This is a genomic window from Vibrio sp. ECSMB14106, assembly GCF_000972265.1.
Taxonomy (GTDB): Bacteria; Pseudomonadota; Gammaproteobacteria; order Enterobacterales; family Vibrionaceae; genus Vibrio; species Vibrio kanaloae.
In genome coordinates, this window is record NZ_LAUM01000039.1 from 1 (window position 1) to 26136 (window position 26136).

The following is a 26136-nucleotide window of genomic DNA, read 5'->3' on the forward strand; positions in this document are numbered from 1 at the left end:
TAAAGGTAGCGCCAAAAATTAACTATTGACGCCATAGTCTCTTGTTATACAAAATGTTACAGCTTATCCGCCAATTTCTTAAGGTAAGATTTGGCTAGTTCATTTTTACCTCGGCTTAACCACTTTATACACTCTAAAAGTTCCCAGATTAAACCTTGGTCACCATTTGTATATGCAGGAAAATCTTCGTGCTTTGGTGCTGGAGCATCGGTTAATCGTGACTCCACGGCACCCGTTTTATCAAATAGCACTTTGAAAGGTTTGGAGATATCAAAAGGTTCGCTTAGATCTAGGCAATGAATCTCTGTGCTGGTTAAGTCTGTGAAAATGTATTTTGTAAAGTAAGCATTCTCGTTATGAAATCCTTGATTGCGATAGAAAATTTCTTTACCACGCTCAAAAGCCGAAAAGCACTCTTGTATGGATTTATGGAATTCATTTTGAGTAAGAATCAAAATATCAGCGTCAGATACTCGGTCACCCTTACCTGCAGCCAATGAGCCTAGTAACACTGCGGCAACCACATTGTCTTCGGAAATAAACGCAGAACAAGCAGATTTAACCAGTTCTCTTTGAAGGGGAAGGTTTTCAAGGTTAAGTTCTTCTAAACTCACAGTTACCTCCGTTTGTATAACGCCGCATTAAGGTGTGACGCACGCTTGGCTACACTTGAGCGGAGCGAAACTGCCAAGCGTAAGGAATCACTCTTAAATGCTTTGTTATATTCAACTTTCGAAGAACTCTCGGATCTCTTTAACCAATGCTTCTGGTTTTTCTTCGATAACCAAATGTCCAGATTCAGGCACTGTAACTAACTTAGAGCCTTTAATTTTACTATGAAGTACGTGAGCTTGCTCAACAGGGATCCATTGATCTTCTTCACCCCACAAAATTAATGTGGGTACATCAAAGCTAGAGAATTTATCTTGAAATTCATCCGTATACTTTGAATCAGCTTGAGCTATTTGCCTATAAAAAGCTTTCTTACCTTCATCTCCAGACCAAGGGCGGAGAATACCGTCAATTGTTTCCTGAGATAATGGCTGATATGACGCTGTTTTTATGTATGCTTCAACGATTGCTGAATGGATGAAATCAGGCACTCCTGCAAAGGCTTCTTCATGCTTTTCAATATGTTTAAAAAATGGTGAGCCCCAAGGAGATAACGCAACTGGATCAATTACAACTATCTTTTTGTACTTTCGTTGATTCAGCAAGTAATTTCTCAGTACTGTCGTACCGCCGAAGTCATGCCCCACAATATAAGGTAACTCAAGCTGCCAATGACCTATTAATGAGTCTAATAGCTGATTTTGTATTTTTAAAGATACATCCGCATCACTTTTATCTGATTCACCATAACCAAGTAAATCAAAGTAGTAGACTGTATAGTGGCTCGAAAGTGCTTGAATCAAGTGCCTAAGGTTGAATGATGACCAAGGCGTACCATGAACTAAAACAAGAGGCTCTCCTTTTCCTTCAATCCCATATTTCACCTTTCGACCCTCATACTCAAAAGTATAAGGTAAACTCCAAATGTCCATTGTATCTCCTTGAATATAACGCCAAGCTAAGTGGCTAACAAACGTGCCACTTCACTCAATTAAAACACCTTAAACACGCAACTAAACCGAACTAAAAATGCCAAACGTTTGTTAGTCCGTCTTAAGCGTTTTGTTAGTTTGCCACCGCGATGAAACTAAAGGTTTAGCGCCAAGGTGCTGAATTAGCTATGAAACTACTGGCTTTAAACCCAAAAGTAAAACGGACAGCTCATAATTTAAACCCAACTAACAAAACGCACTTGGCCAAGAAGACTTTCGTAGATGCCGACAGCCACAAATGCAATTCTCAATGTTCCCACTTAACTTTCAAAACCAAAGAAGCAGCGCGCAAGAACGTTGAGAAGTGAACCTTACTAACACGAAAGCATTGAATGACACGAAAGCCAATTAACGGAAAAACTGGCTACGCGAGATGCCTATTACGATGAAAAGTCTTTGGGAAATAACAGGTGAATAGCTAGAGCGCAGAACAAGGCTTTTAGACCACAAACGCTTTTCTGCTCCTTGCAAACTAACGCTAAGCTAAGTAGTGAGCAACGTAATACGAAGCCACCGCATAACACCTAAAACACATAAATCAACGCATAGTAAAAATGCCGCGCGTTGCGAATCTGCCTTAAGCGCTTTGTTAGTTTGCCACCACGATGAAGCCAAAGGTTAGCGCCAAGATGCTGAATTAATTATGAAACTACTGGATTTAAACACAAAGGTAAAACGGACAGCTCAGAAGTTAAACCCAACCAACAAAATGCACTTGGTTAAGAAGCGACATACGACAAACAACCACGGTTTGAAGCACTTTAACTGGCAAAGGATTCGTTCGACCAGCCTGACAACCAAATATGGCCAAGCCATTTGTTAATGAATTAGCCGCCAAGACAAAGAAAACGCACCAAAGAAACTAACAACAATGTTAGAGCCAGTAAGTGACTAACATACCGAAAACACTTCCAATACAGCGCCACCGGAAAGTTCGTGAGATTGGAAAAGGAACAGGTGAATAGCTAGAACGTAGAACAAGGCTTTTAGACTACAAACGCTTTTCTGCTCCTTGCAAACTAACGCCCAATTAAGGTGTGAAGCACGCCACCACGACACTTAATTTGACCACCGTAAACATTGTACTCAACTCAAACCAAAAATGCCAAGCGTGCTGAATCACTCTCAAATTGTTTGTTAGCTGTTCAACGTTGTACTAGCTCACTTTGTATTTTGTCAGTACTAACCTCAATAGATCTTGTAAACGTTGTTTCAGCGCTAACTCTCGTATCAAAGTCTGATTGGTCCAAATCGCATCCATTTACTACGAGGTTCTGTAAGCTCCTATCCACTCCAGATTTAAATAAGTGGTGATTAACAACGAAGTGTTTCCGGCTTTTATCGTAATACCCTAGAAGTTACTTGGGTAGCAAAGCGCCTAGAACCGAAGTCTCATACTCTTCTATGTGCAAAGGTGTATCAATACATGGTATCAAGGTACCTTCTAATAACTGTCCATATTGAACGTCACTATTACTATTAATTGAGAACTTCTTTAAATGCTCAGGTATCCAATAAACACATACAACCCCAGGGCAAGATCATGAAAACCCCTTATTCCATAAGGGGTTTTCATGATCTTGCCCTGACCCAACGACTGTGTGTCGGTTCCCAACATTTTATGTATCGCGTCAGAGCTATTGATAGTCGATTTTTTGACCTTGCTTTGAATTCAAATACCTTTAAACTGAATCCTATCTTGTTTTGTCAATTATGATTTCCTGATACTTGGCTTAGCCTTATTATCGGACTAAAATAGCATGACAGTTAAACTTCGTATTCGCTACCAAACGATTGAAATCGAAAACACGGATATACACCTTTGTACCCTACGTGATAATCAACAATTTAATGACCCGGATAATGTTGCACTCAATATCGGTATTTCATCCGCATCGTGGCCAATTTTTGGGATTGTTTGGCCATCAAGTTTAGTCCTTGCCCACCATATGCTTCATTTTGATACTAAAAACAAACGTATTCTTGAAATAGGATGTGGTATGGCTTTATCTAGTTTGCTCCTCAATGAGCAACGAGCCAACATCACCGCTACCGACTTTCACCCTGAAGTTGAAGAGTTCTTAAATAGAAACATACAACTAAATAACAGAAAGAAAATTGCTTTCGAACGCGTAGATTGGGCAGACAAAGAAAGTCAATTAGGTCTTTTTGATCTTATAATCGGTAGTGATCTTCTATATGAAGACCAACATGTTGAATTGTTGTCCTATTTTATCCAAAACCATGCCAACGATACTTGTGAAGTGATCATTGTCGATCCAGGCCGTGGACGAAAAAATAAACTGAGTGCCAAAATGAGCGAGTACGGGTTTACAAATGACCACATACAACCAGAAAATACTGATTACTTAGAGCAAAAATTTAAAGGTCACATACTAAGATTCTCTCGTAACGCCTAAAAGTACAGTACATTTCATTTATATGGGCGGCAATATCCAGACTTGAGTGCAGTCAGTCTAAGTGCCAGTATGAAGAGACTTAAGGTGCGCTATATTGATGCACTAGTGAACCGCTCACTCACACATATTTAAAAAAACATTTTGAGCATATATTATTAAACGGCATTTAATGTTTATCATTCTATTGCGTAAAACTGGTACATTAAAACAAAGTTTTGGTATAACAGTCCAACTACCTACACTGCTCATAGGAAGTTAAATGAACGAAGTAGCGCCATTATTACCTGAGTCTAATTACATTCAATTGTCTGAGCTAATGCTATCGTTGACAACAGCTCTGGATATGACGGAAGGACAACCACCGGAACATTGTATCCGTTGCTGCTGGATTGGCATGCACATAGGTGAGAAAATCGGTTTATCAGAAAGCGAACTTCATGACCTCTATTTTACCCTGTTATTAAAAGATACTGGCTGTAGTAGTAATGCGGCTCGTATTTGCGAACTCTATCTCGCTGATGATAGAGAGTTCAAACGTAATTTTAAGACAGTGGGGACAAGCCTATCAAGTGTCATCAACTTTGTTATTCGTAATACGGGGAAAAATAAAAACTGGCTAACTCGCATCACCAAGACGATCGATAGCTTAAAAAATGGTGATTCCTACGCTCAAGAGTTGATAGAAACTCGCTGTTCGAGAGGTGCCGATATTGCGAGAGAGCTAAGGTTTAATGAAAATGTCGCATTGGGGGTTCATTCTTTGGATGAACATTGGGATGGTAGTGGTCGGCCAGAAAACCTCGCTCAACAAAATATTCCATTAAATTCTCGTATTGCGTTACTTGCACAAGTCATTGACGTTTTCCAATTTGAACACAATTTCGAAACCGCGCTAAACGAAGCAAACGAGAGAAGTGGAAGTTGGTTTGACCCAACTTTAGTTTCTGCGATAAACGAAATAGCAAAGGATAACGAATTCTGCACTGCCTTAACCTCATCAAATATCATTGATAAAGTCATGGCATTAGCGCCAGCAAAAGCCAGCGTACTCATTGATGATGACTACCTTGATTGCATCGTTTTTGCGTTTGGAAAAATCATCGATAGTAAAAGCCCTTTCACATCTGGTCATAGTGAGAGAGTTGCCTTCTTTACTGACCTTATTGCTGTAGAAATGGGGATATCAGAAGAAGAACGGAAATGGCTTAAGCGTGCAGCATTATTGCACGATGTTGGAAAGCTAGGTGTGAGCAATTCGATACTCGATAAACCTGGAAAATTAGATGACGATGAATGGTTATCCGTTCAACAACATGCCCAATTTACTAAAGATATATTATCGCAGATAACCCCCTTTAAAAACCTATCAAACATGGCAGGTAGCCATCATGAGAAGCTTGATGGCACTGGATATCCCAACAAACTAAGTGCTGAATCCATTGTAATGTCAACCCGGATTATCACTACCGCTGATATTTTTGATGCTATTACAGCAGAACGACCTTACCGCGGAGCAGTACCAGTACCAAAAACATTGGATATAATGTCTGAAAATTTAAATACTGCGATTGATCCTGAATGCTTTGAAGCATTAAAGCGTGCGTTGGATAAATTGCCAGAGGAACTGACAACTCTTGATTCCGCTGTTTAGCCATCGCTTCATACTAGGGCTTGGCGCTGCCACTCGGCCTGGTGTTCGAATACAAAAAAGCGCGTTACTGCCAATTAGCAATAACGCGCTATTGAATAACGAGAAATCCGACATACCTCTTAGAGAGATATGTTAGGAAGTCTAGATTTTAAATGAACCAACATAACGATCGAGGGCTTGCGACAGATCGGCCAGTTGCTGGCTCGATTGTTCCAACTTTTCACTTGCGCTTAAGCCATTCTTCACCGAGTTATTAACCGTATCCATATTCATATTGATTTCATTCGCGACAGCTGACTGCTGCTCCGTTGCTGTCGCAACTTGAGTGTTAATATCGAGAATAGCCAAAACTTGTGTAGAGATTTTTTCCAAAGCTTGGCGCGCCATTTCGGTTTCGGTGGTGCCCTCTTCAATTAAGCTCTTACTATTACTCATCGAGTTAACGGCGTTTTTAGCTTCAGTTTGAAGTTGGTTGATCATGGTGTCAATTTCATCTGTCGACTGTGCCGTTTTTGTTGCAAGGTTACGAACTTCATCGGCAACGACAGCAAAACCTCGACCTGCCTCACCGGCACGTGCAGCTTCAATTGCAGCGTTAAGCGCAAGCAAATTCGTTTGTTCAGATATACCTCTAATAACATCAAGAATAGTGCCGATCGATTGTGTGTTATCAGCTAGACTCATGATGATGTTAGACGCACTCGTCATTTCTGCTTCAAGGTTAGCAATCGAGGTTGTTGTCTTTTCGATTGTGTTATGCCCTTCTTGAGTCTCGCTGGTTGCCATATTTGCAGCATTTGCCGCATTTGCAGCGCTCGATGCAATTTCATTAACCGTAGCAATCATTTCATTCATAGATGTCACAACCAACATTGTTTGTTCGTTTTGTTCTTGTCCTCTTTGCAATGCTTGTTGTGACTGTTCACGAAGAGCAATAGCGGTGCTATTTAATTCAACGCCGGTATTTACTGTTTGCGTAATTATCTCGTGTACCTTGCCCACGAACACATTGAAAGCTGACGAGATTTGAGCGACTTCATCGTTACCCTTAATTGGTAATCGGACGGTTAAATCGCCATCACCTTCAGAAATGTCGTGTAATGTATTTTTCAATACCAAGAGGGGCTGCATCAGTTTGTTTAAAAGGAATGATAGAACAACGAGACAAACAACAAAAATAACAATCATTGAAACCAATTGGTAACTAATTATTCCATTTGTAGCTTGGCTGACTTCGGTAATTGGAATACCGATATCAAAGGTGCCATAAAGTTCACCGTTGACATAGATAGGTGCCATGATATCAAACACCCATACTTGCTGCACATCAGCGTACCACTTCGAATACTGCTGTACGCCTTTAGTTGCACCTTCAACGGTATAACTATCTTCATAAACTTTGTTGAGTTTCTTTTTATCACTGTGTGCAATAGCAGTTACGTTACTATCAATAACAATGGCATAACTAACATCATTACGCTGTTTAAGTTCACTAACCAGTTTTTGTAAGTCTTGAACTGGATTGTTCGAGTTTTCTAGGACATACCCTGCATTGCCAGCTAAAAATTCCGCTTGAACTTGAGATTTATTTAAAATTATTTCATCAATTTTTTCGCTTGAAATGAGATAGGTTGAAACCATACTCGCAGCGACCGCAATACCAAACATAATAAAAACGGCTAATAGGATTGTTTTCTTCATTTAGGTAGTCTCAACGCAAGTTTATTAAAAATTCTTTAGAGGTTTAAGAACTAAACCTGAGCTCGCATACAACACTTCTCATGTTAAAGCTCGCTACTGTTCTTTATCTGTCTAAAGCGAGATAACTTTAGCGAAATTGTATGAAAAACCATGAAATCGTAACATTTGCACAATGTTTCCTAATTGTTTGGAACACGTTAGTTACTTGAAGGTTGGGAGAGGAGTATAAAGACGATAAATGAAAATGATTAAACACAAATACTTACGGTATCGCAGCTTTAAATTAAGCCAATTTAGGAAGGATTAGGGGATTTAACAAAAGCGGCCCTAAGGAGGCCGCCCTGCTAGTGATATCTAGTAAGCCACATAACTAGTTAAGATAATGGCCTAGCCATCAAATATACCGATTTAGTTGCGGATTGGTGACAGTAGATCTGGGTTTACCACTAAATTTCTCACACCGTGTGCGTGATCTTCGTTAAAGTCATTTCCTTCACACCAACGGCCAACAGTCGCAATATTAACTTTCGCCACTTGTGGTCTCACGTTCCATGTTACTTGGAAAGGCGAGCCTTGTTCATTGTAACTAGGACCGGTAGTAGAACCTGAATATTGAATCGCAGTTCCTGTATCTTTCGGAATATTGGGGGCTTGGTGCAAGCCATCGACTTTAGTGTGCTTAGCCAAGGTTTCAAAGTCGAGTGCTTTATCGTCATTCACCAACACATAGACTTGGGTTTCTACACGCAGTTGCGGGTTAGTAATTGCATCATTGAAACAAGCCGCAAGCGTTTCACCCGGTGCGACTTGCGCCGTTGAGTACACGTAATGCACCTCAATAGTATCACCCGAATAAAGAGAGCCATGCTCACTAGGGCAAACCTTTTGACTAAATGATTTAAGCTCATTGGTACTCAACTTACCTTCGTACTTGTAACCACTTTGGAAACCTTTACCATCACCGTTACCGACGTATTGAGTAAACTCACCGCCTTTGTGCTCAGCATTTTTATGAAAATGAATATTACACAAGTTCATAGCCGCTGAATCTGGTGCGTCCGAAAACAGGTGGGCGTTAGTGCCTTCGAAAGAACCTAAATCTCGAGGAGCTTGCGGGCCAAACCCTTTCCCTTGTGTATTTTCCGATAACTGCAATCTTTGCTCGGCTATAACACTGTCGGAAACGGGCTCATGGTTCGCGTTAGACGCGCTTGCTTGACCTGACAATATAGCCATAACTACACTTAAAAATACACTTCTACTCTTCATGCTTCGTCCCTAAAATATTGATAAATCGACCTAAATATCGAACTTCACCGCGCACATATTACAGTAATCAAAAGTGAATATAAGGTACCGTCTTAGTAAGATTAGATTCCATTGTTTACTTTGATATGAGTGTAAAAGCTTTTGAGAATAGTCTTAAAAGCTTTAATACACGTAGCGCGTTAAACACGATAAATACCTGACAGATCGAACAAGCGCCTAATTGTGTCGACGGTATCTTTATTCAAATAGGTCGATCCGTAAGGTTCCAATATCAGAGATTGCATCTACTTATTTACAAAATATTCAGCCCAAATAGGTCTTTAACCTCAAACAGCACTGATTCAGTTCTCTCTTTCGAGACCTGAGTGCCTTTACGTAAGATATCGATAAGCTGTGCTTTATCATCTAAAAGCTCAGCTCTTCTTTCGCGGATTGGACGCAACATATCTTGCAGGCACTCTTCCAATACTTTCTTCGTCTGACCATCGCCTAACCCACCTCTTCGGTAGTGCTCTTTTAGTTCACTGATATAGTTAACGTCAGTATGAAAAGCATCAAGATAAGTGAACACTATATTCCCCTCGACGTTGCCAGGGTCTTCAATTCTTAGATGAGTTGGATCGGTATACATAGATTTCACAGCTGCCCGAATTTCTTTCTCTGTTGCACCTAAATTAATGGCGTTACCCATTGATTTAGACATCTTGCTTTTGCCGTCGGTGCTAGGAAGACGAGAGGCATTACTTAGCAGAGGTTTACACTCATTTAAGATTGGCTGACCCGCGAGTGAGTTTACTTTTCTCACGATCTCATTGGTCTGTTCTAGCATTGGCAATTGGTCGTCACCAACAGGAATCAAGGTTGCATTGAACGCCGTAATATCGGCAGCTTGAGAGATGGGATAAGTCAGAAAGCCAGCAGGAATTGAGCGCCCAAATTCTTTGTTCTGGATTTCGCTTTTAACGGTTGGGTTACGCTCCAACCGAGCGATAGATACAAGGTTGCTGTAGAACATAGTGAGTTCAGCCAGTGCTGATAGGTGTGATTGAAGGCAAATCGTGGTCTTGGTCGGATCAATGCCCACCGCGAGATAATCAGCCACCACATTGAGAATGTTAGACGAAACCTTTGCTGGATTATGGGCGTTATCAGTAAGCCCCTGCATGTCGGCAACCAGTATCGTTTGGTCGTGAATATGCTGCAAAGAGACTCTTTGTTTAAGCGAACCGACGTAATGACCTAAATGCAAAGGCCCAGTTGCTCTATCGCCAGTCAGAATGATTTCAGGCTTGTTGGTATAGCTGTTGCTGTCGATATGGCTGTTTGAGTTGGTATTCATGGTGTATCTCCAAGTTAAAAAGGCTACTGGAGATAAAAAGAGGCGACATTTTTGATGACATTCTTAGCTACCGTCCAGCAGCTAAAGAATGTGAGTATTCCGTGCTGCTCTGTTAAGAGCACCACCAAAAGAAAATTGAAGTTGAAGCAGAATTAAATTTCATGGTTAAAACTTATCAACAATACTGACGAGCGACAACTGTTATTTACGCGCACCAAGAAAATAGGTTTAAGATTAACAGGTTATAGGCTTAATCGTTACTGGTACACAGTTCAGTGATTCGGTCACACATGGCTTGATTGACTGTAAAGTGGGTGTTGAGGAACGCTAATTGGGCAAGTGCCGATTCAGCAGTACGCTCGTAACCTTGTGTAAAACTTGGTAGCAATTGAGCTAACTTAGGAAAGCGTACTTCTAACCTTCTATCAGACATAAATTCATCAACGAATTCAGGCTCAGGCTGTTCAGTTTGATCCACAAGATCGATCAAACGATCGAGAGCGTAAGATTGAACAAACCGACTGCCCGACAGTTTTTCGCCTCGGTTATAACGAGACATGCCGACATAAAGATTGGTTAATGCTTCGCCTATGATCCACGCTTGCGAATTAACTTCTGCCGTGCCCTTTTGTGATGGGATACAGCACTGAGTATCAAATTCAGGTCGCTGCCAAACTATGCGCCCTTCAGCAAAGGGGATATGCGCTAACTCGTGGGTTCAAACACCGCAAACTCGCAAAAAATTCCGTCGGCGTACAGGACTTTATAGCCATCGACAGTATTTCTCACCGCGTAGTCGATTGGGTGAATATTAGATAGCCAATGCAAACTGTCTAAGAAATACTGCTTGTGCCCTGTTTGTACTATCGCGAAAAAATCGACATCTGAATACTGATCAAGTCGCTCCGTTTCAATACCTACTGAGCCCAATCCCAATAAAGCATGAGCCTTACTCGATGCTTCCAAAGACTCCCCGATTGCATCTAAACGCTGGAGTAATTTTTCTGGTGTGTTTATGTGTCTTGTCTGCATCACTTTATCCGTTTGCATTGCTTAATCCCTATCAAGTTAAATGCCACTCAACCTAACTGATAGTTAGAACATCTAAGAAGTTTAATTTATAAAATGTGTGTTTTGGATAACGATCTGCGCAAGTTATTGTTTAAGTTACGGCGGGAATTAGAGGTGAGAAAGAGTGTGTTCAACCGATAAACAACACTCTTCTATCATGACTTATCTTTTAATCGCTGATATTTATAACAGCTTCTCTTTGTAAAAACATTAGCTCATAAAAGCTTTGGGGTTAAACCGATGACTTAGCTAAGTAAGCTGCCATTTCTTGTGATGGCACCATGCCTCCGCCTGTCGCCCACACAAGGTGTGTTGCATTCGCTAGCGTCGACTCATCAATTTCTAGACGAGCAAGGTATTCACTATTTTGCTCAACATGAATCGCACCCGGCATACCCGCTAGCGCTGAAGGCTCAAGTTGAACACCCTCTGCTTGGTTCAGTTCGCCTAGCAATTGATACATGCGTTCATCGTTTAATGTGTAGTAACCATCAAGCAAGCGCTCCATCGCTCGACCGACAAAGCCAGATGCCCTCCCCACCGCTAAACCGTCTGCGGCGGTGAGGTTGTCGATACCAAGATCTTGCACCGCAATCTCATCATGCAAACCGGTATGAACACCGAGCAACATACAAGGTGAATGAGTCGGTTCAGCAAAAATACAATGGACATGATCACCAAAAGCCATCTTCAAGCCAAATGCGACACCACCGGGCCCACCACCTACTCCACATGGTAAGTAAACAAATAATGGGTGCTCTTTATCTACTGAAATATGTTGTTGCTCAAATTGCTGTTTGAGCCTTTGCCCTGCCACCGAATAACCAAGGAACAGGGTTTGCGAGTTTTCATCATCAATAAAAAAGCATCGAGGATCTTGTTCTGCCTCTTTACGTCCTTGCTCCACCGCAACGCCATAGTCTTGTTCATATTCAACAACGTTGACGCCATGCTCACGAAGTTTGCTTTTCTTCCAAGCTCTCGCGTCTGCCGACATATGAACAGAGACCGTAAAGCCCAATTTGGCACTCATGATACCGATCGACATGCCTAAATTACCAGTGGAGCCTACCGCAATGCTGTATTGTTGGAAGAAGTCACGAAATTCAGGTTCGAGTAACTTACTGTAGTCATCACTCTCAAGCAGTAACCCAGCTTCAATCGCAAGCTTCTCAGCATGCGTTAGTACTTCATAGATACCACCGCGCGCTTTGATTGAACCTGAAATCGGCAAATGGCTATCTTTCTTCATCATCAAACGCCCTTTGATAGACTGCTGATAATGTGCTTCCAATACTGATTTCATAGATGGAATGTCAACAAGCTCAGACTCGATGATGCCATTGGTCACTTGAGTTTCAGGAAACGCCTTGGCTAGGTAAGGAGCAAACCTTTGTAACCTCATGCTCGCATCGTGAATATCTTGTTCGCCTAATCCCACATAGGGTAAACCTTGCTTCAACGTCGTGATGTTTGGGTTAAACCAAGTCACTTCTTCCAAATCAACTAACCGTTGAAGCAATGGGAAGTCTGAAATGAGCTTGTCAATATTCAATACAGTCATGGGTGACCTTCTCTAGTAAAGCGCGAACTACGCTGGTTCAGTTATTAGTAAACCTATTTAAACGGTATTTGTATAATCATTCAATGCTCTGTAGGCTAGCTTTTCTTCTCATAAGTAACCAATAGAGCAACCTATGAGGGCCTCTCTTCGTAATAGCACATTTCTGCAATTTTCGACTATGGTTCCGGGAATGCTGTTACTGCCATTCTTAGCCAAAAGTGAAAATCAACAATGGCTCATCACTCTTTGGATTAGCCAACTGCTCGACGTTTATTACCGCACTCTCTTTTGTTGACTTACGTACATCGAATAGCAGCCAAGCGCATCATTATCGGGTATGGCTCAAGAAATCGGTTATGCCTTAGCGGCAAAGGGTCCAACGCTGGTGGGTAAGCTTCATGCTCAAACCGATTCTTGGAGCGTTCCCATTCTGCTGATCGCATCGTTGCATTTGCGTGCACGATTTTCGCGGCATTGGCAGCACGAGACAAAAAAGTGAGCGTTTAGGACAAACAGAATGGTTATGGCGTCGCGACTCTATTGCTGACGATGGTTTTGATGTATTCACTTGGTGACAAACCAAATTTGCCTTTAAAGCGCTGACTAAAACGCCCTTCCGATTGGTAACCGCAAGACTGAGCCAACATCGCAACATTTTGTTGTCCGTTTTGCATCAGATAAAGCGCATGGCTCAAGCGAACTTCAGCCAGTACCTCACGATATTGCATACCTTCCAGTTTGAGCTTCCGAATCAGTGTCGCGCGACTCATCGCAAAGCGTTCCGCTACCGATTCTAGCGGATGCTTCTCATCAGGTGAATGTGAAAGGTAGTGGCTGAGCTTTTGGCTAAACGAGACGTTGGCACTCGCAAACAATCGATGCAACACCCCTTTTTCGGCTAATTGCTGGTACAAGCCCTGCAACCAAAACTGTTGAGTCTCTTTGCTCATGCTCTGTGTATCAAACGAAAACAGCGCGTTGAGTGAATCTTGTAAGTTTCGATCCGCTTTGACTGTAGGCAACCCCAGATCATTCGACCGTTCCTCACTTAAATCAAGCATCGCCTGAGAAGGTTGGAATTGAAAGCTGAATACTCGCGACAAGAAGTGCCCTTTGTGGGGCATGTTCTCAAAGCTTAGTGAAGCTGATGCCTCACACAACAGCAGCTCAGAATGTGAGAGTTCGGCCGCTGAGTCTTTCCAAAACAGGCGCTTACTGCCTGTAATGATCTGAATGATACTAGGGGATAGAATCCTCACATTACGCAAATTTTGTAACTGCTCTGCACGAAAGATCGTCACTTGATATTGATGATTCATCTCATCCCCTTATTTACTTATTATCAACGAGTATAAGTTGCCGTCAGTTTCGCTTTGTCTAAAGCCATGCTGTTCAACGTGAATCCAACCACTGCCGACGGCGTGTTTTCGTCTAAGTTAAGTTTGTCCGTTGGTAATGCCCAAACTGTAAATTGGTAGCGGTGCATACCATCTTTTTCTGGAGGGCAAGCGCCACCGTAGCCAACTGTACCGTAATCAATACGACCTTCTTTGCCGCCGACTTTAGAGATGTCGACACCGCGAGGAAGCTCGTTCACAGTTGCAGGGATATCAAACGCAACCCAGTGCCAGAAGCCACTTTCTGTTGGTGCGTCTGGGTCGTAAGCTGTAATAGCAAAGCTTTTGGTACCTGCTGGCACGTCTTTCCACATTAACTGCGGTGATAAGTTATCTCCATCGCAGCCCCAGCTAGAGTATTCAAACGTCTTCGCCATAGGATGACCTTCTTGAATATCACTACTCATTAGTTCAAATGCCTGAGCCGAGCCTGCAGCCAAAATACTCATTGCCAATATTGATTTAATAATTGTTTTCATGGTAGTTCCTCTTATTAGATTTAAATCCAGTATAGTCACTCTCACTCTTAAAAAATGACAGTAAGTATACAATCAATCAACTTAAAACCATAAAATGATACTTACTGAAATTCATCGTCATTATACAAGTACATAATTTTAGCTACCTGTATTATTTATCTTGCAGGCTTATCACAGTTTTAAATAAAAATGCACTTGTTGACATTCAGGTTACAAATCTCAGCCAAAACTCTTTAGACTCGCCCTAATGACTTTTAATGAGAATGACTGGATGCGCAGGCTGACATTAGCCCTTTGTTTGACCCTTTGGCTACCAACATTAGCCAATGCCCAAAGCTTGCAAGACAAGTGGCAAACCCTGTACCAACTCAGTTGGCAATCGTCTCCTATCTCTATTTCTCAAAAAGAGTTATCTCAGTATCCAAAAGTTTTGCTTCAGGAAAGCAGCCGCTACCCTGATTTCAAAAAATTCAGTTGGGGCGACATCACTGCGCTAGCCACAATACAAGATAGTTGCCTAACGATTGAAAACACCAACCCTTTTTTGAATGATGCCATCGAATTCGAGCTGGCTTTGTGTCAGGAAAAACCGTTGGATTCCATCTGGTTTGCGGCACACTCAAAACGACATCCTGCTGGTGGCAGTTTTGCTGACCGTTATGTGGCTCATTACCCAGAGAAACGTGAACAAATTCATCCATTTTTAAGTATTAGCAATCCGTTTCACCCGTTGTACAACAAGCTAGAAAGCTTAGAAAAAAACGGAAAAGAGGCGCTACTCAATGGATACCGCGCTTGGCAACAAGGTGATGTTCTTTGGTTAAGTGGTGAACAAGGTTGGAAAGCGATTCCATCGGAAGTTTGGCAACCTATCGCTGACCAACAAAAAGTGACATTGTTAGGGAAAAACTGTTCTTTTCGTTACAGTAACCTGTGCCTGGCTGAATCGAACAATGGCACGCTTCTAATGAAAATTTTGGCCTTTTTCCTGCTGTTTTTGCTACTTTCAGTACTAGGCCGAGTCTTATACCTGCGACGGAAAGACCGCAAAGAGAAGCAGTTTGTACTGCAACTCCTTACTCATGAACTTCGAACCCCGATCACTAGCCTTGGCTTAACAGTCGAAATGTTTAGAAATCGGTACGATGAATTTCCCGATGATACCCAAGATGCGGTTTGGCGCTTAATCTCAGACTATCAAAGGCTCTCTCAGCTCACCGAAAACAGCAAAGTGTACCTAAGTGCGGATCAGTCGGAGCCTTTGTTAAAGCAAAACGCACCCTTAGAGGAGTGGCTCGACCATGTATGTGAAAAGCACAATATCGAGTATCAATGTGAATCAAGTGATGCCGAACTTAACCTACCGTATTACTGGCTAACCATCTGCCTAGATAACTTGATTAAAAACGCCAAACAACACGGTAAAGGTGAGGTTTTGGTAAAAGTCGAACTCGCTGAAAAGCTCAGGGTTGAGGTGCAAGACGAAGGCCACTTCCCTTCTTTTCTGCAACGGTTTGTATCTCGAACAACACCGAATACCAATCACAGACAAGACAACATGGGCATTGGCCTAACTATTGTCGAACACCTGATGAAACAAGTGAATGGTCGCCTCATTATTCTTCGTAACCCGACCCGATGTATTTTGGAACTAGCTTATGAACACCCTACTGCTGATTGAAGACGACCATTTGCTTGGACAAGGCCTCGTCAGCTTCTTTGAATCCAATGGTTACCAATGCCTTTGGGCGAAGGATTCACAGAGTGCCAGTAAGCAATGGTTTCGAGCCGAGCTTGTGATACTGGATCGACAACTCGAAGACGGTGACAGTTTGCGACACCTGCCGAATTGGTTATTGCTCAAAGCGCTTCCTGTGATTGTGTTAACCGCTAAAGTGGAAGTCCAGCAACGCGTAGAAGGCTTAATGGCAGGCGCTAAAGATTACGTGACTAAGCCTTTTTCTAACGAAGAGTTGCTTGCTCGAGTCATTACCCAACTTCGTCCGTTAGGTGTGAGCCTCTTAAATTACGCAAATATCCAAATCAACTTGTCGGAACGGATCGCTTATCTGGATGAAAACCCTATCACGTTAAAACCTAAAGAGTTTCAGTTATTGGTCTTGTTTATTCAGAACCAAAGCCGAGTGTTTCACCGAGATGAGTTACTCAATAAGATTTGGGGGTGTCAGGCCTTTCCTAGTACTCGAACTATTGATAATCACATACTGCGCTTACGCCAGAAGCTGCCAACATTGAATATCGAAACACATCGCGGCGTTGGTTACCGCTTGGCTGGGGAGTCATAATGAAAGTCACTTCGTTAACCGCACTGCTCTGCACCTTGCCGTTCACAAGTCATGCGGCTTGGTTTACTGACACGCCATTGCAGCACACCTATCAATCTCTGCTTAATGACCAGCCTCAAGTTGCGTGGCAAGAGCTGCAAATCGCACTTAATCAGGAGAAACTTGATAGCCAACTTTGGCTACCCGTAAAACAAGAGATCTTAAGTAGGACTCAATGTGGAGGCACTCTTGCACAAAGTGCAGCACACAACAACCACGTCCAAGTGAGCTTTATCTGGCGCCATGGCCTTTCCTCACAAGGCTATCAGATTAAACTCTCTGTCGAGCAGTTGAATGGAGCGATAGAAGCTCAAACACGACGAATATCTCTGGTGTCACCTGATGGGAAAACTATTATCGACGGGCAACTCAATTCTGATGCGGCATATCAAGAGATTGAAACTAACGAAATGTTTCTCAAACCGGAATCTGGTGTTTATCAGTTAACCATAGGATCACACAACTACCCTATTGTTGCGGCTTTGGATGACAGCAAACGATGGCTAATACTCGAAAGCAAACTCAATAACCCGCATATTTTGGTAACGCCACCCAAGGTAATCGACAACTGTCCAGACACCCATGTCAATTGGCAGTGGTTTGATGAAAATTACAATATGTTAGGTTTCAAGGTACCACTCAAAACAACGCGAGCACCGGTTCCAACAGAAAGCCCTTCAGGTTCAAAAGCTAAACATTTGAGTGCTTCGGTTGAAATGTTTGAATACCAAGGCGCTATTGAAGTCCAATATGTGCAACGCGTCGCCGTGCCTTTCTAATTGAATACCACTAAAGCCAAATAGAAATAGAGACATATAGGTGACAAAGCACTAGCGCTACTTAGGTGTAATAACCGTACTTACCCTTTACGGAATCTAGATATGCTCAGCGTACGTCACCCTCTCAATCTTTCTACTTGTGCCATTGTGGCTTTAACAACAGCTTGTCTGTTTTCATCCAATGCACAAGCGAGCCAAATAACGCTCACCAGTAACAGCACTGTTAACGCTAACACCACTACCAGCAATACCGTCTCTATTTCATCAAAGACTTTTGGGATAGATTGGAACGGCTTAAGCGTTAACAGTGGTACTCTCAAGGTTGATAGCAAACCACAGAAAGCGACCAATCTGGTTATTGGCTTTTCCGATAAAGCTGACTCAGCAAAAATCGCCACTTGGACCTTAGTACCCAGCGGGATAAACGTTGAGGCCGATCTTAATCAAGATCAGCTCACTTTTCAGTTCAGCTTGCCTTCAAATATACAGGTGAAGCGAAACGAACCCGTAGAGTTGGCGTGGTTTGATCTTGCAGAACAACAAACTCAGACACTATTTCTACCCTTTAGTGAAGGCATGCGCGTACCTACTGATAACAAGCTTTGGGCAAGCTATCTCGTCGGCAACCATTCTGGAAGTAACACCACTCAAGACTTAAAGATGCCTTTTTGGACGGTGCAGCAAAACAATCATTTCATTAGCTATCAGATGGTTAATGCAACCAGCAATCAACTGCTTTTTTCAGATGCATCCTCTGATACCTCATCTAATTCCAAGACCAAAATTGATATGAAGGCATCACACCAATTTACGATGCTCAATCAATCACAGCCTTTTATTGTTCGTATCACCCTTGGAGACTCATGGTTAGATGGAGCGAAACACTACCGCGATTCGCGTGTCGAAAATGACCTTTCTGAAACACTGATTGCTAAACAAAAACGCAATCCAGATGTGAGTAAGTTAATCGGTGCAAGCCACATTTACCTGTTTGGCAAAGATCCATTGAGCACCCAAGACGTAAGCAACTGGTGGGGATTGAAAACATGGTATCTAGAGAGGTCTAAACTCAGCGTTTCTGCGGAAGCGAAAAGGGAGCTTTCATCATTCTCCAAGGGCAAAGATTGGTTCAGTCAGTACCACAAACAACTATTGTTGGACTCTATTAGCCAGTCGTTGCAGGTGTTATATCCTGTTGGTAATCCGACACTCGAAAACAACACGATTAAAGCGCAATACAAATCAGCACAGGATAAGAAGAACTGGTTGCTAGAGCACGCTTCCCCTTACCTAAACTCGTCAGATACTTGGGGACAAGCGTTGTCTTCAGACATGGTCGCCAATCTAAACAAGGCAGGTTTAAACAAACTGTGGCTCGGATTCGACAATTGGATGCCAGCATTCTATCAACCTAACGCCGTGGCTCTGGCAAAACAGTCCGGATATCTGGTCGGTACTTACGATTCCTACAACACAGCCATTCCTGCGAAACTCAATGACAACTGGCTAACCGCTCAATTACCAGAGCCGATGCGTCAGAGTTGTGCGATTGAACTAGCGGATGGGAGTTTGAAAAAAGGATTTCGTGGAAACGGCTTTTACTTAAACCCGAATTGCCATTTAGAATACGTAAAGCAGCGCGCTCAAGACATTATGAGATTCGGCAACTTCAACAGCTTGTTCTTAGATGTTGATGCAACCGCCATGGCACGTGAAGATTACAGCGGCTCTACAGATAGTCATAGCAATGGCAATGGTAATAGTAATGGTAATACAAACGAGTCGGACATGCTTTCTGCCTTCAACAACCGAATGCAGTGGCTTAGCGAGCAACCATCGTTAGTATTAGGCTCCGAAGACGGCAACAGCCTAACCACAAAAGGCATCACGTTTGCACACGGCTTAGAAACGGTTGGTTTTGGCTGGACAGATAAAGACATGAAAGAGAACCGTCAATCTCCCTATTACTTAGGTCGTTGGTACCCAGACCACAAGCCCGACTTCTTCTTTAAACCCGCCGAGGTTAAAGAGCCCTACAAGTCGCTACTGTTTTCGCCACAATATCGAATTCCGCTTTACCAAGCCGTTTTCCATGATGAAGTAATCAATACGCACCATTGGCACTCAGACAGCCTTAAGTTCACGAATGTACAAGCAGAACGAGACTTAACCGCCATGTTGTACAACACACCACCGATGGTTCACTTGACCAGAGATGAAGCTTTATCAAGTTCAAGTCCAAGGATCAAAGCACTCAAACACTATCAAGATGGCTTTGAACCGATGCACGAACAGTTATGGGATAAACAGTTGGTCGATTTCGACTGGTTAGACAAAAGCGGCGAAGTTCAACAAACCGAGTTCAGTGACGGGAGTAAGATCATTGCCAACTTCTCCAACAAGACCTTTCGTCACAATAACATTGATATTGCAGCCCTGTCGGTCAAAGCTATATTGGCGAATGGACAAATCGTCGATTGGCAGTCAACTTATCATTAGCTTCGATACGGTTTAGGCAAAAGCGATTAATAGGAAGCCTAAGCACTTATTTACCCGCTAAGGTTTTCCCCGTTACTTTTGCTTCCTATTTTGAAAGGCAGTAAGTAGATAGTCGATAAAGACCTTTTTACGTTTCGGCATCAACTGCCTGTCTGCGTACACTAGGCTTACTGAAACTTCTGGCATCTCATATTCAGGTAACAAACGAATCAGCTTACCTGTCTTGAAGTGTTCCCGACAAATGAATTCAGGAAGCACCGCCAAGCCGAGCCCATCCACACAAGCTGTTAGGCATGCCGTGATGGTATTCACCCGTAACTGACACGGCAGATCGATCAAAATCGACTCTCCGCCTTCTAATTGCAAATGCCACTTAGGTAGACGTGCCGCCTTGTTCACCACCTCAATCATTCTGAATGGCGGTTCAAGATCATTGGGCGAAGAGATTTCATCGAACTGCTCTAAATACTCAGGGCTGGCTACCAATACACGCTTCGATGTTGTGAGGTAGCGAGAAACCAAGCTCGAATCCACCAACTCACCAATTTGCGCGTAAAGATCGATCCCCTCTGCAATGATGTCAACTTCTCGATTCGACAGTTCTAAGTTCAAAGTCACGTTTGGGTGCTCTTTTAGGAAACTGTGGATGTATGTGGCTAAGACTTGATGTCCCAATTCGACAGGCAACACAACATTCAACTGCCCTCGGATCAAATCCTGATTGGCAGAAACCTCTAACTCAGCTTGGTTCATGATCTCTTGCATCTGCATGCTCGACTGATAAAAGCGCTCACCCTCTGGCGTTAAAACTAAACTTCGTGTCGAACGAGTGATCAACCTTACACCTAGGTGCTGCTCGAGCTCGTCAAGCTTTCGGCTGACGGTCGACTTGGTCATGTTCAATGCTTCAGCTGCGTGCGTGAAACTCCCACAATCAACAACTTGTGTAAAAACAGTCACAGCATTTAAGTCCATCGTACTTCTCCCAAAGCGCTATTGGTTATATTTTTGCAACAGTGTTTCCCTTTATTCCTATCTTATCAACCAATCGAATTCATTTACAATTCGTTACATCTAAATAAAAACAAAATGAGAAATAAAAAATGACAGAGAACAACAATGCTTCGCAATCAGTAAGCACAAAAAAACGTAAAAAAGCCCCGCTTATTGCTACTGCGATCATGCTGTCATTGGGTTTAGCCGGCGCTGGATACTGGTATGGCTATGGCCAGTACTTTGAATCTACCGACAATGCCTACCTACAAGGCGACATCACTAATATAAGCCCGAAGGTGTCGGGTTATATTGTTAAGTCTTACGTGAGTGATAACCAATCGGTTAAACAAGGTGACTTGTTGGTTCAAATCGATGATCGTGATTACCAATCTGCACTTGCTCAGGCGAATGCGCATTTAAGCGTCGTTCAATCAAGCGTACACAACCTTATCGCTCAACAAACGTTACAACGTAGCCAAATAAATCAAGCCGAGAGCCGTGTTGATTCCGCACAAGCTGAATACGAGCGTGCAATCCAACAAGTCGTGCGTTCTCGTAGCTTATTAAAGCGTAACTATGCTTCGCAAGATGAAGTCGACAGCATGGTCGCACAACAAAAAGTCACCCAAGCAGAACTTGAAGAAGCGAAAGCAAACCTTGTCGCAAGTAATGATCAACTAATCGTGATTGCGAGTGAAATCGAACAAGCAAACGCATCCGTGACTGAAGCTCAAGCACAAAGAGATCAAGCACAACTTAACCTTGATTACACCAAGGTTTACGCGCCAGCGGATGGCGTGATTGGTAAACGTAGCGTCCGTGAAGGCTTGCTGATCCAAGCAGGCGCGCCACTTATGAGCTTGGTACCAAACAACCAGGTATGGATTGAAGCTAACTTCAAAGAAACACAGCTAAGCGGCATTCACAAAGGCCAAACGGTAGAAGTCGAACTGGATGCCTTTCCGGGTCAGCCACTTAAAGGCGTGGTAGACAGCTTCTCCCCTGCGACTGGCGCCAAGTTTGCGCTACTGCCACCAGAAAACGCGACCGGTAACTTCACTAAAATCGTTCAACGTGTACCGGTGAAAATTACTATTCCAGATCAGCAAGAGTTGAAAGGTCGACTGCTTCCTGGTTTATCTGTGGTAGCGACCATCGATAAACGAGGCTAGACCATGAGTAACGCTGGTGTTGTCACCCACACTAATGATGAGGACAAAGTATCAACTCGCCATTGGATCGCCCTATTTGGCGGTTTAATTGGTGCGTTTATGGCGATCTTGGATATCCAGATCACCAACTCGTCTCTCAAAGATATTCAAGGTGCGCTATCTGCCACCTTAGATGAAAGCTCGTGGATCTCTACGTCCTATCTAGTCGCAGAGATGATTGCTATCCCACTCAGTGGTTGGCTTTCTAAAGCGCTCGGAAAACGCCGTTATATCACGTGGACGACGGCCATCTTCACCATTTCATCTTTGTTGTGTTCGTTCTCTTGGAACATGACCTCGATGATCGTGTTTCGAGCGATGCAAGGCTTCAGTGGTGGCGCTTTAATCCCGCTTGCTTTCTCGTTAGTGATTCAGTTATTACCTGTTAACAAACGTGCTGTGGGTATGGCACTGTTTGGCGTAACCGCGACCTTTGCTCCATCGATCGGCCCAACATTTGGTGGTTGGCTGACGGAGAACTTTACATGGCACTATATTTTCTACATCAATATTCCGCCTGCTTTGCTTGTGATCACCATGATCCGATATGGCTTGGATGATGAAAAGCTCGACCTTGGCACACTGAAAAAAGCCGACTGGTTTGGTATCGCGACCATGGCGTTAGGACTAGGTTGTTTGGAAGTGGTACTAGAAGAAGGTAACCGTGAAGAGTGGTTCAGTTCGAGCTTTATTATTGGCTTGAGTATCGTGTCGGCGGTGAGTTTGGTTTATTTCGTGATAAACGAACTCCAACACAAAAAGCCATTGGTTAACCTGCGGCTATTGCGGGATGGGCAATTTGCTATGTCTTGTATCGCCTATTTGATTTTGGGGATGGCATTGCTCGGCTCTATCTATGTTCTGCCGATGTATCTCACTCAAATTCAGCAATATAACGCGATGGAAATTGGTGAAGTGCTAATGTGGATGGGTTTCCCACAACTTCTGATATTCCCAATTGTGCCCAAGCTAACACAGATCATTAAGCCTAAGTACTTAGTTACCTTTGGCTTCGCGATGTTCGGTTTCAGTTGTTACGTGAATACACACATGACGATTGATTTTGGCGGGCAACAGCTGATTTTGTCTATGGTTCTGCGCGCTATTGGTAGTCCGTTTATCATGGTTCCATTGTCTTTGGTTGCCATGAAAAACATCAGCAAAATGGATACGCCAGACGCATCAACGTTAACCAACGTGATGCGGAACTTAGGTGGCGCTTTCAGCATCGCGATTATCGCTACGCTACTCGACAACAAAACGCGTGAGCACTTGGCACACATCAAGGAATCGTTACCTTCCGTGAGTCAACTTGGTTGGCAGACGCTTCAGCAACAACAAGCGTTTTTCATTCAGTCAGGAAGTGATGCCGCGACAGCGATGCAACAAGCGCAAGCAAGCTTACTTGGTACTATGCAACGTGACGCATCCATCATGGCCTACAATGATGTGTTCTTGATGATGACCGCTTTCTTAGTGTTGGCCGCTGTATTGATTCTGAATATGCGTGATTAGATCACTCCAATCCTCTTAACCTAACATTCAAATGGCGAGCTAATCAGTTCGTCATTTTTATAGGTAGCGACACAGAACATTCTATAAAATGAGATTTTTACACCATAGAAAATAGTATTCTATCAATATCTTAATAGTGAAAAATCCAAGTTTCCGGGATCTTGACTTTATGCAACTCGACACCTAAATTGAATTTATAGTTGAATATCTAGGGAAAGAAGGTTTGAACTTATCGCCGGGCCTAAGGGTTTTAATTGTGGACGACTCTAGGAGTGCCACTATTCTTATCAAACAGCAGCTTGTCAGCCTGGGGATGTCACATGGAAATATTTTCATTGCGACCAACTATCAACAAGCGGTCAAAGCAGTTGAAACACACTCTTTCCATGTACTTCTCATCGACTATCATCTAGAGCAATCTTTTACCGGTTTCGAACTGCTAGGTATTCTCTATCGTAACCGACTTATAGACCATACCGTTGCGACAATATTGCTATCTGGTGACATGCGTCAGGAAACGGTATTGACTGCTTTATCCGGTGAAGCACAACATTTTATAACCAAACCAATCAATACTGCCGCGCTTGGAAAGAAGGTCCAAACAGCACTGCTTGAAGCAAAACAAATATCTCAGCTCATTAGCCTTTACCCCATAAATGATCAAGCAGCACTGAAATCCGCATTAAAAATTCCCGGTAAAAATACCAAGGGACAGTTTGAAGCAACGTTAATTGAACATTTGATTACTGGTAAGAAGTGGGAACTGCTCTCAGATTTACTCAATGAATCGCAGACCAATATGCACCCAACGAAACTGGTCGCAGAAGCATTGATTTTAGATGGGTTGGGTAAACCAAAATCAGCGATAAATAAACTGCACAATTACCTCGTTGCACAACCGCTTTCTTTGAGCGTGATAGACTGTCTAAGCTGTCTTTACGAAAAGCATCAGATGTTATTGCCAGCCTTAAAGTTAGCATTACGATCTTTTGAATTAACGCCTAGTATTAGCCATCGTGCAATTCGCGCCATCGATTTAGCTGAAAACGCCGACAATACACAAGTATTAATCAAACTAGGTGAGATTTATGCGAGTAGCATTTCATCTGCCGATATTGATGCTCTTAATTCCATATCAACCTACTTCAACTCTTTGAAATCAACTTATGAGCGTGAAACGGATACCAACAATAAAAAAACAATTATCGAACATGCAGGCCAGTTCGCAACACAGGTTAATTTAAAACTGCCAAGCAATCTTCAACATCAAGTTCTCTCAAACTTGGCTATCTTCCACTGTCACATACTCATACTTGAAAACAATGAAAAGCTCGCACATCAAAAACTGATAAAAGCGGCCACGTTACTTTCTTACCGCTTTTACGAAACCCCAACCGATCTACTCAACCGATTGTTACCACTATTTGCTCACTTTGGAGAGTACTCCCTATATCGTGTAGTCATAGAATGTATCCGATTTCGTGGTGCTACTGCATTGTATCGAGATCAGCCCAAAACACTATCACCTTCCATGTTGGTCAACCTCGAAAGTTTGGATTCGGTAAAAGTTCTTAAAGACTATATTCACAATTATCCCTATTCGATAGCCGCTAAACTTGACTATCTATATGCTGTTAATAGAACTCAAATACAAGAACAGCTTAGTAACGATTTTATACAAGACATCACACAACTAGAACTTCCCAAAAGATGGAAGCAATGGATTAACGACGCATCGCATCATGGTTTTTCCACTAAACCTCCTAGCCCAATTTCAACATGTAACCGACAGGAGTCCTTATGCTAGATTTAGATGCTTTAAACGATTACTTAGATAACGACAGAGATGTCATCTTCGTAGTGTTATCGACGTATCAAGAAGATCATGGAAACTCGTTAAACGAAATACATGAATTAGTGCAACAGCAAGATTGGGGGAAGCTTCATTTTACGGTACACACACTGAAAGGCATATTAGCCAGCTTTGGTGAAAAAGAAGCCACGGTAGCCTTAGAACGGGTTGAGCAGAACACACTTAATAAACTCGCACCACAGGATAACGATCTTGACGTTATATATAGAGAAATAAAAATTATCAACCAACAAATAGATGGAGTACTCAGCACCTATTAACCACAGTGTTCGGTAATTCAGACAAGCGATAGCTAAACATAGAAAAGAGATCGAGTGTTCTGAATTATTTAAAGCCCTGTTCTTTGGCTTGTTTTTATATTTGAATTCCCAAAAGCACGCGTCTTAAATTCACCATGACTATTTAGAATCGACAACAGATTAC

19 protein-coding genes and 2 pseudogenes are annotated in these 26136 nt (G+C 42.6%); 11 read left to right on the plus strand and 10 right to left on the minus strand.

What is annotated here, in order from left to right; translation table 11 throughout:
- Positions 1-56: 56 nt before the first annotated feature.
- Together WR49_RS19205 and WR49_RS19210 are read right to left on the minus strand one after the other, a co-directional pair.
- Positions 57-614, minus strand: a complete 558-nt coding sequence (locus tag WR49_RS19205; protein WP_046225086.1) for a nucleotidyltransferase domain-containing protein — start codon at positions 612-614, stop codon at positions 57-59.
- 111 nt (positions 615-725) lie between these two features.
- The gene (locus WR49_RS19210; RefSeq protein WP_046225087.1) at positions 726-1544 is read right to left on the minus strand and encodes an alpha/beta fold hydrolase; all 819 of its coding nucleotides are present in this window, start codon (positions 1542-1544) and stop codon (positions 726-728) included.
- Between the two features lie 1820 nt (positions 1545-3364).
- On the opposite strand from WR49_RS19210, the gene WR49_RS19220 reads away from it, so the two are divergent.
- Both WR49_RS19220 and WR49_RS19225 read left to right on the plus strand, forming a co-directional pair.
- Positions 3365-4024: a class I SAM-dependent methyltransferase gene (locus WR49_RS19220; protein WP_017058397.1), complete on the plus strand. Its 660-nt coding sequence runs from the start codon at positions 3365-3367 to the stop codon at positions 4022-4024.
- Between the two features lie 259 nt (positions 4025-4283).
- On the plus strand, positions 4284-5675 hold the full coding sequence (locus WR49_RS19225; protein WP_046225089.1) for an HD-GYP domain-containing protein: 1392 nt from the start codon (positions 4284-4286) through the stop codon (positions 5673-5675).
- 141 nt (positions 5676-5816) lie between these two features.
- On the opposite strand, the gene WR49_RS19230 is transcribed toward WR49_RS19225, so the two are convergent.
- The 5 genes and pseudogenes from WR49_RS19230 to WR49_RS19250 all read right to left on the minus strand — a co-directional run bounded on the left by WR49_RS19230 (position 5817) and on the right by WR49_RS19250 (position 12619).
- Positions 5817-7343 (minus strand): methyl-accepting chemotaxis protein, encoded by a 1527-nt coding sequence (locus tag WR49_RS19230; RefSeq protein ID WP_082082802.1) that lies wholly within the window; start codon positions 7341-7343, stop codon positions 5817-5819.
- 441 nt (positions 7344-7784) lie between these two features.
- Positions 7785-8645 (minus strand): delta-class carbonic anhydrase, encoded by an 861-nt coding sequence (locus WR49_RS19235; protein ID WP_046225091.1) that lies wholly within the window; start codon positions 8643-8645, stop codon positions 7785-7787.
- A 292-nt stretch (positions 8646-8937) separates the two neighbouring features.
- On the minus strand, positions 8938-9984 hold the full coding sequence (gene trpS / locus WR49_RS19240) for a tryptophan--tRNA ligase (RefSeq protein ID WP_046225092.1): 1047 nt from the start codon (positions 9982-9984) through the stop codon (positions 8938-8940).
- 250 nt (positions 9985-10234) lie between these two features.
- A pseudogene (locus WR49_RS19245) lies at positions 10235-11034 on the minus strand (hypothetical protein).
- Positions 11035-11287: 253 nt separating this feature from the next.
- The gene (locus WR49_RS19250) at positions 11288-12619 is read right to left on the minus strand and encodes a D-serine ammonia-lyase (RefSeq protein WP_046225093.1); all 1332 of its coding nucleotides are present in this window, start codon (positions 12617-12619) and stop codon (positions 11288-11290) included.
- Positions 12620-12779: 160 nt separating this feature from the next.
- On the opposite strand from WR49_RS19250, the pseudogene WR49_RS21220 reads away from it, so the two are divergent.
- Positions 12780-13126, plus strand: a pseudogene (locus WR49_RS21220) (MFS transporter); the annotation flags it as partial.
- Positions 13127-13140: 14 nt separating this feature from the next.
- On the opposite strand, the gene WR49_RS19255 reads toward WR49_RS21220, so the two are convergent.
- Both WR49_RS19255 and WR49_RS19260 read right to left on the minus strand, forming a co-directional pair.
- A complete protein-coding gene (locus WR49_RS19255) occupies positions 13141-13938 on the minus strand; it encodes a helix-turn-helix transcriptional regulator (protein ID WP_046225094.1) in 798 nt (265 codons plus the stop codon).
- A 23-nt stretch (positions 13939-13961) separates the two neighbouring features.
- On the minus strand, positions 13962-14495 hold the full coding sequence (locus tag WR49_RS19260; RefSeq protein ID WP_046225095.1) for a YbhB/YbcL family Raf kinase inhibitor-like protein: 534 nt from the start codon (positions 14493-14495) through the stop codon (positions 13962-13964).
- A gap of 271 nt (positions 14496-14766) precedes the next feature.
- Here WR49_RS19260 and WR49_RS19265 point away from each other — a divergent pair, with 271 nt between their 5' ends.
- From WR49_RS19265 to WR49_RS19280, 4 genes are all read left to right on the plus strand, one after another.
- Entirely contained in the window at positions 14767-16176 is a 1410-nt protein-coding gene (locus WR49_RS19265; protein ID WP_046225096.1) for an ATP-binding protein, read from the plus strand.
- A complete protein-coding gene (locus WR49_RS19270; protein ID WP_046225097.1) occupies positions 16154-16801 on the plus strand; it encodes a response regulator transcription factor in 648 nt (215 codons plus the stop codon). The genes WR49_RS19265 and WR49_RS19270 overlap by 23 nt, the downstream gene beginning before the upstream one ends.
- Positions 16801-17619: a DUF2861 family protein gene (locus tag WR49_RS19275; RefSeq protein WP_046225098.1), complete on the plus strand. Its 819-nt coding sequence runs from the start codon at positions 16801-16803 to the stop codon at positions 17617-17619. The genes WR49_RS19270 and WR49_RS19275 overlap by 1 nt, the downstream gene beginning before the upstream one ends.
- 102 nt (positions 17620-17721) lie before the next feature.
- Positions 17722-20118, plus strand: coding sequence for a glycoside hydrolase (locus WR49_RS19280; RefSeq protein ID WP_046225099.1), 2397 nt, complete (start codon positions 17722-17724; stop codon positions 20116-20118).
- Between the two features lie 72 nt (positions 20119-20190).
- Here the strand turns inward: WR49_RS19280 and WR49_RS19285 are convergent, their stop codons facing one another.
- Complete coding sequence (locus WR49_RS19285) at positions 20191-21093, minus strand: LysR family transcriptional regulator (RefSeq protein WP_046225100.1); 903 nt, start codon at positions 21091-21093, stop codon at positions 20191-20193.
- A gap of 128 nt (positions 21094-21221) precedes the next feature.
- Between WR49_RS19285 and WR49_RS19290 the strand changes: the two genes are divergently transcribed.
- From WR49_RS19290 to WR49_RS19305, 4 genes are all read left to right on the plus strand, one after another.
- Positions 21222-22286, plus strand: a complete 1065-nt coding sequence (locus WR49_RS19290; RefSeq protein ID WP_046225101.1) for an HlyD family secretion protein — start codon at positions 21222-21224, stop codon at positions 22284-22286.
- Positions 22287-22289: 3 nt separating this feature from the next.
- Entirely contained in the window at positions 22290-23840 is a 1551-nt protein-coding gene (locus WR49_RS19295; protein WP_046225102.1) for a DHA2 family efflux MFS transporter permease subunit, read from the plus strand.
- 223 nt (positions 23841-24063) lie between these two features.
- On the plus strand, positions 24064-25647 hold the full coding sequence (locus WR49_RS19300; protein ID WP_046225103.1) for a response regulator: 1584 nt from the start codon (positions 24064-24066) through the stop codon (positions 25645-25647).
- Complete coding sequence (locus tag WR49_RS19305; protein WP_017058415.1) at positions 25641-25973, plus strand: Hpt domain-containing protein; 333 nt, start codon at positions 25641-25643, stop codon at positions 25971-25973. The genes WR49_RS19300 and WR49_RS19305 overlap by 7 nt, the downstream gene beginning before the upstream one ends.
- Positions 25974-26136 lie beyond the last annotated feature (163 nt).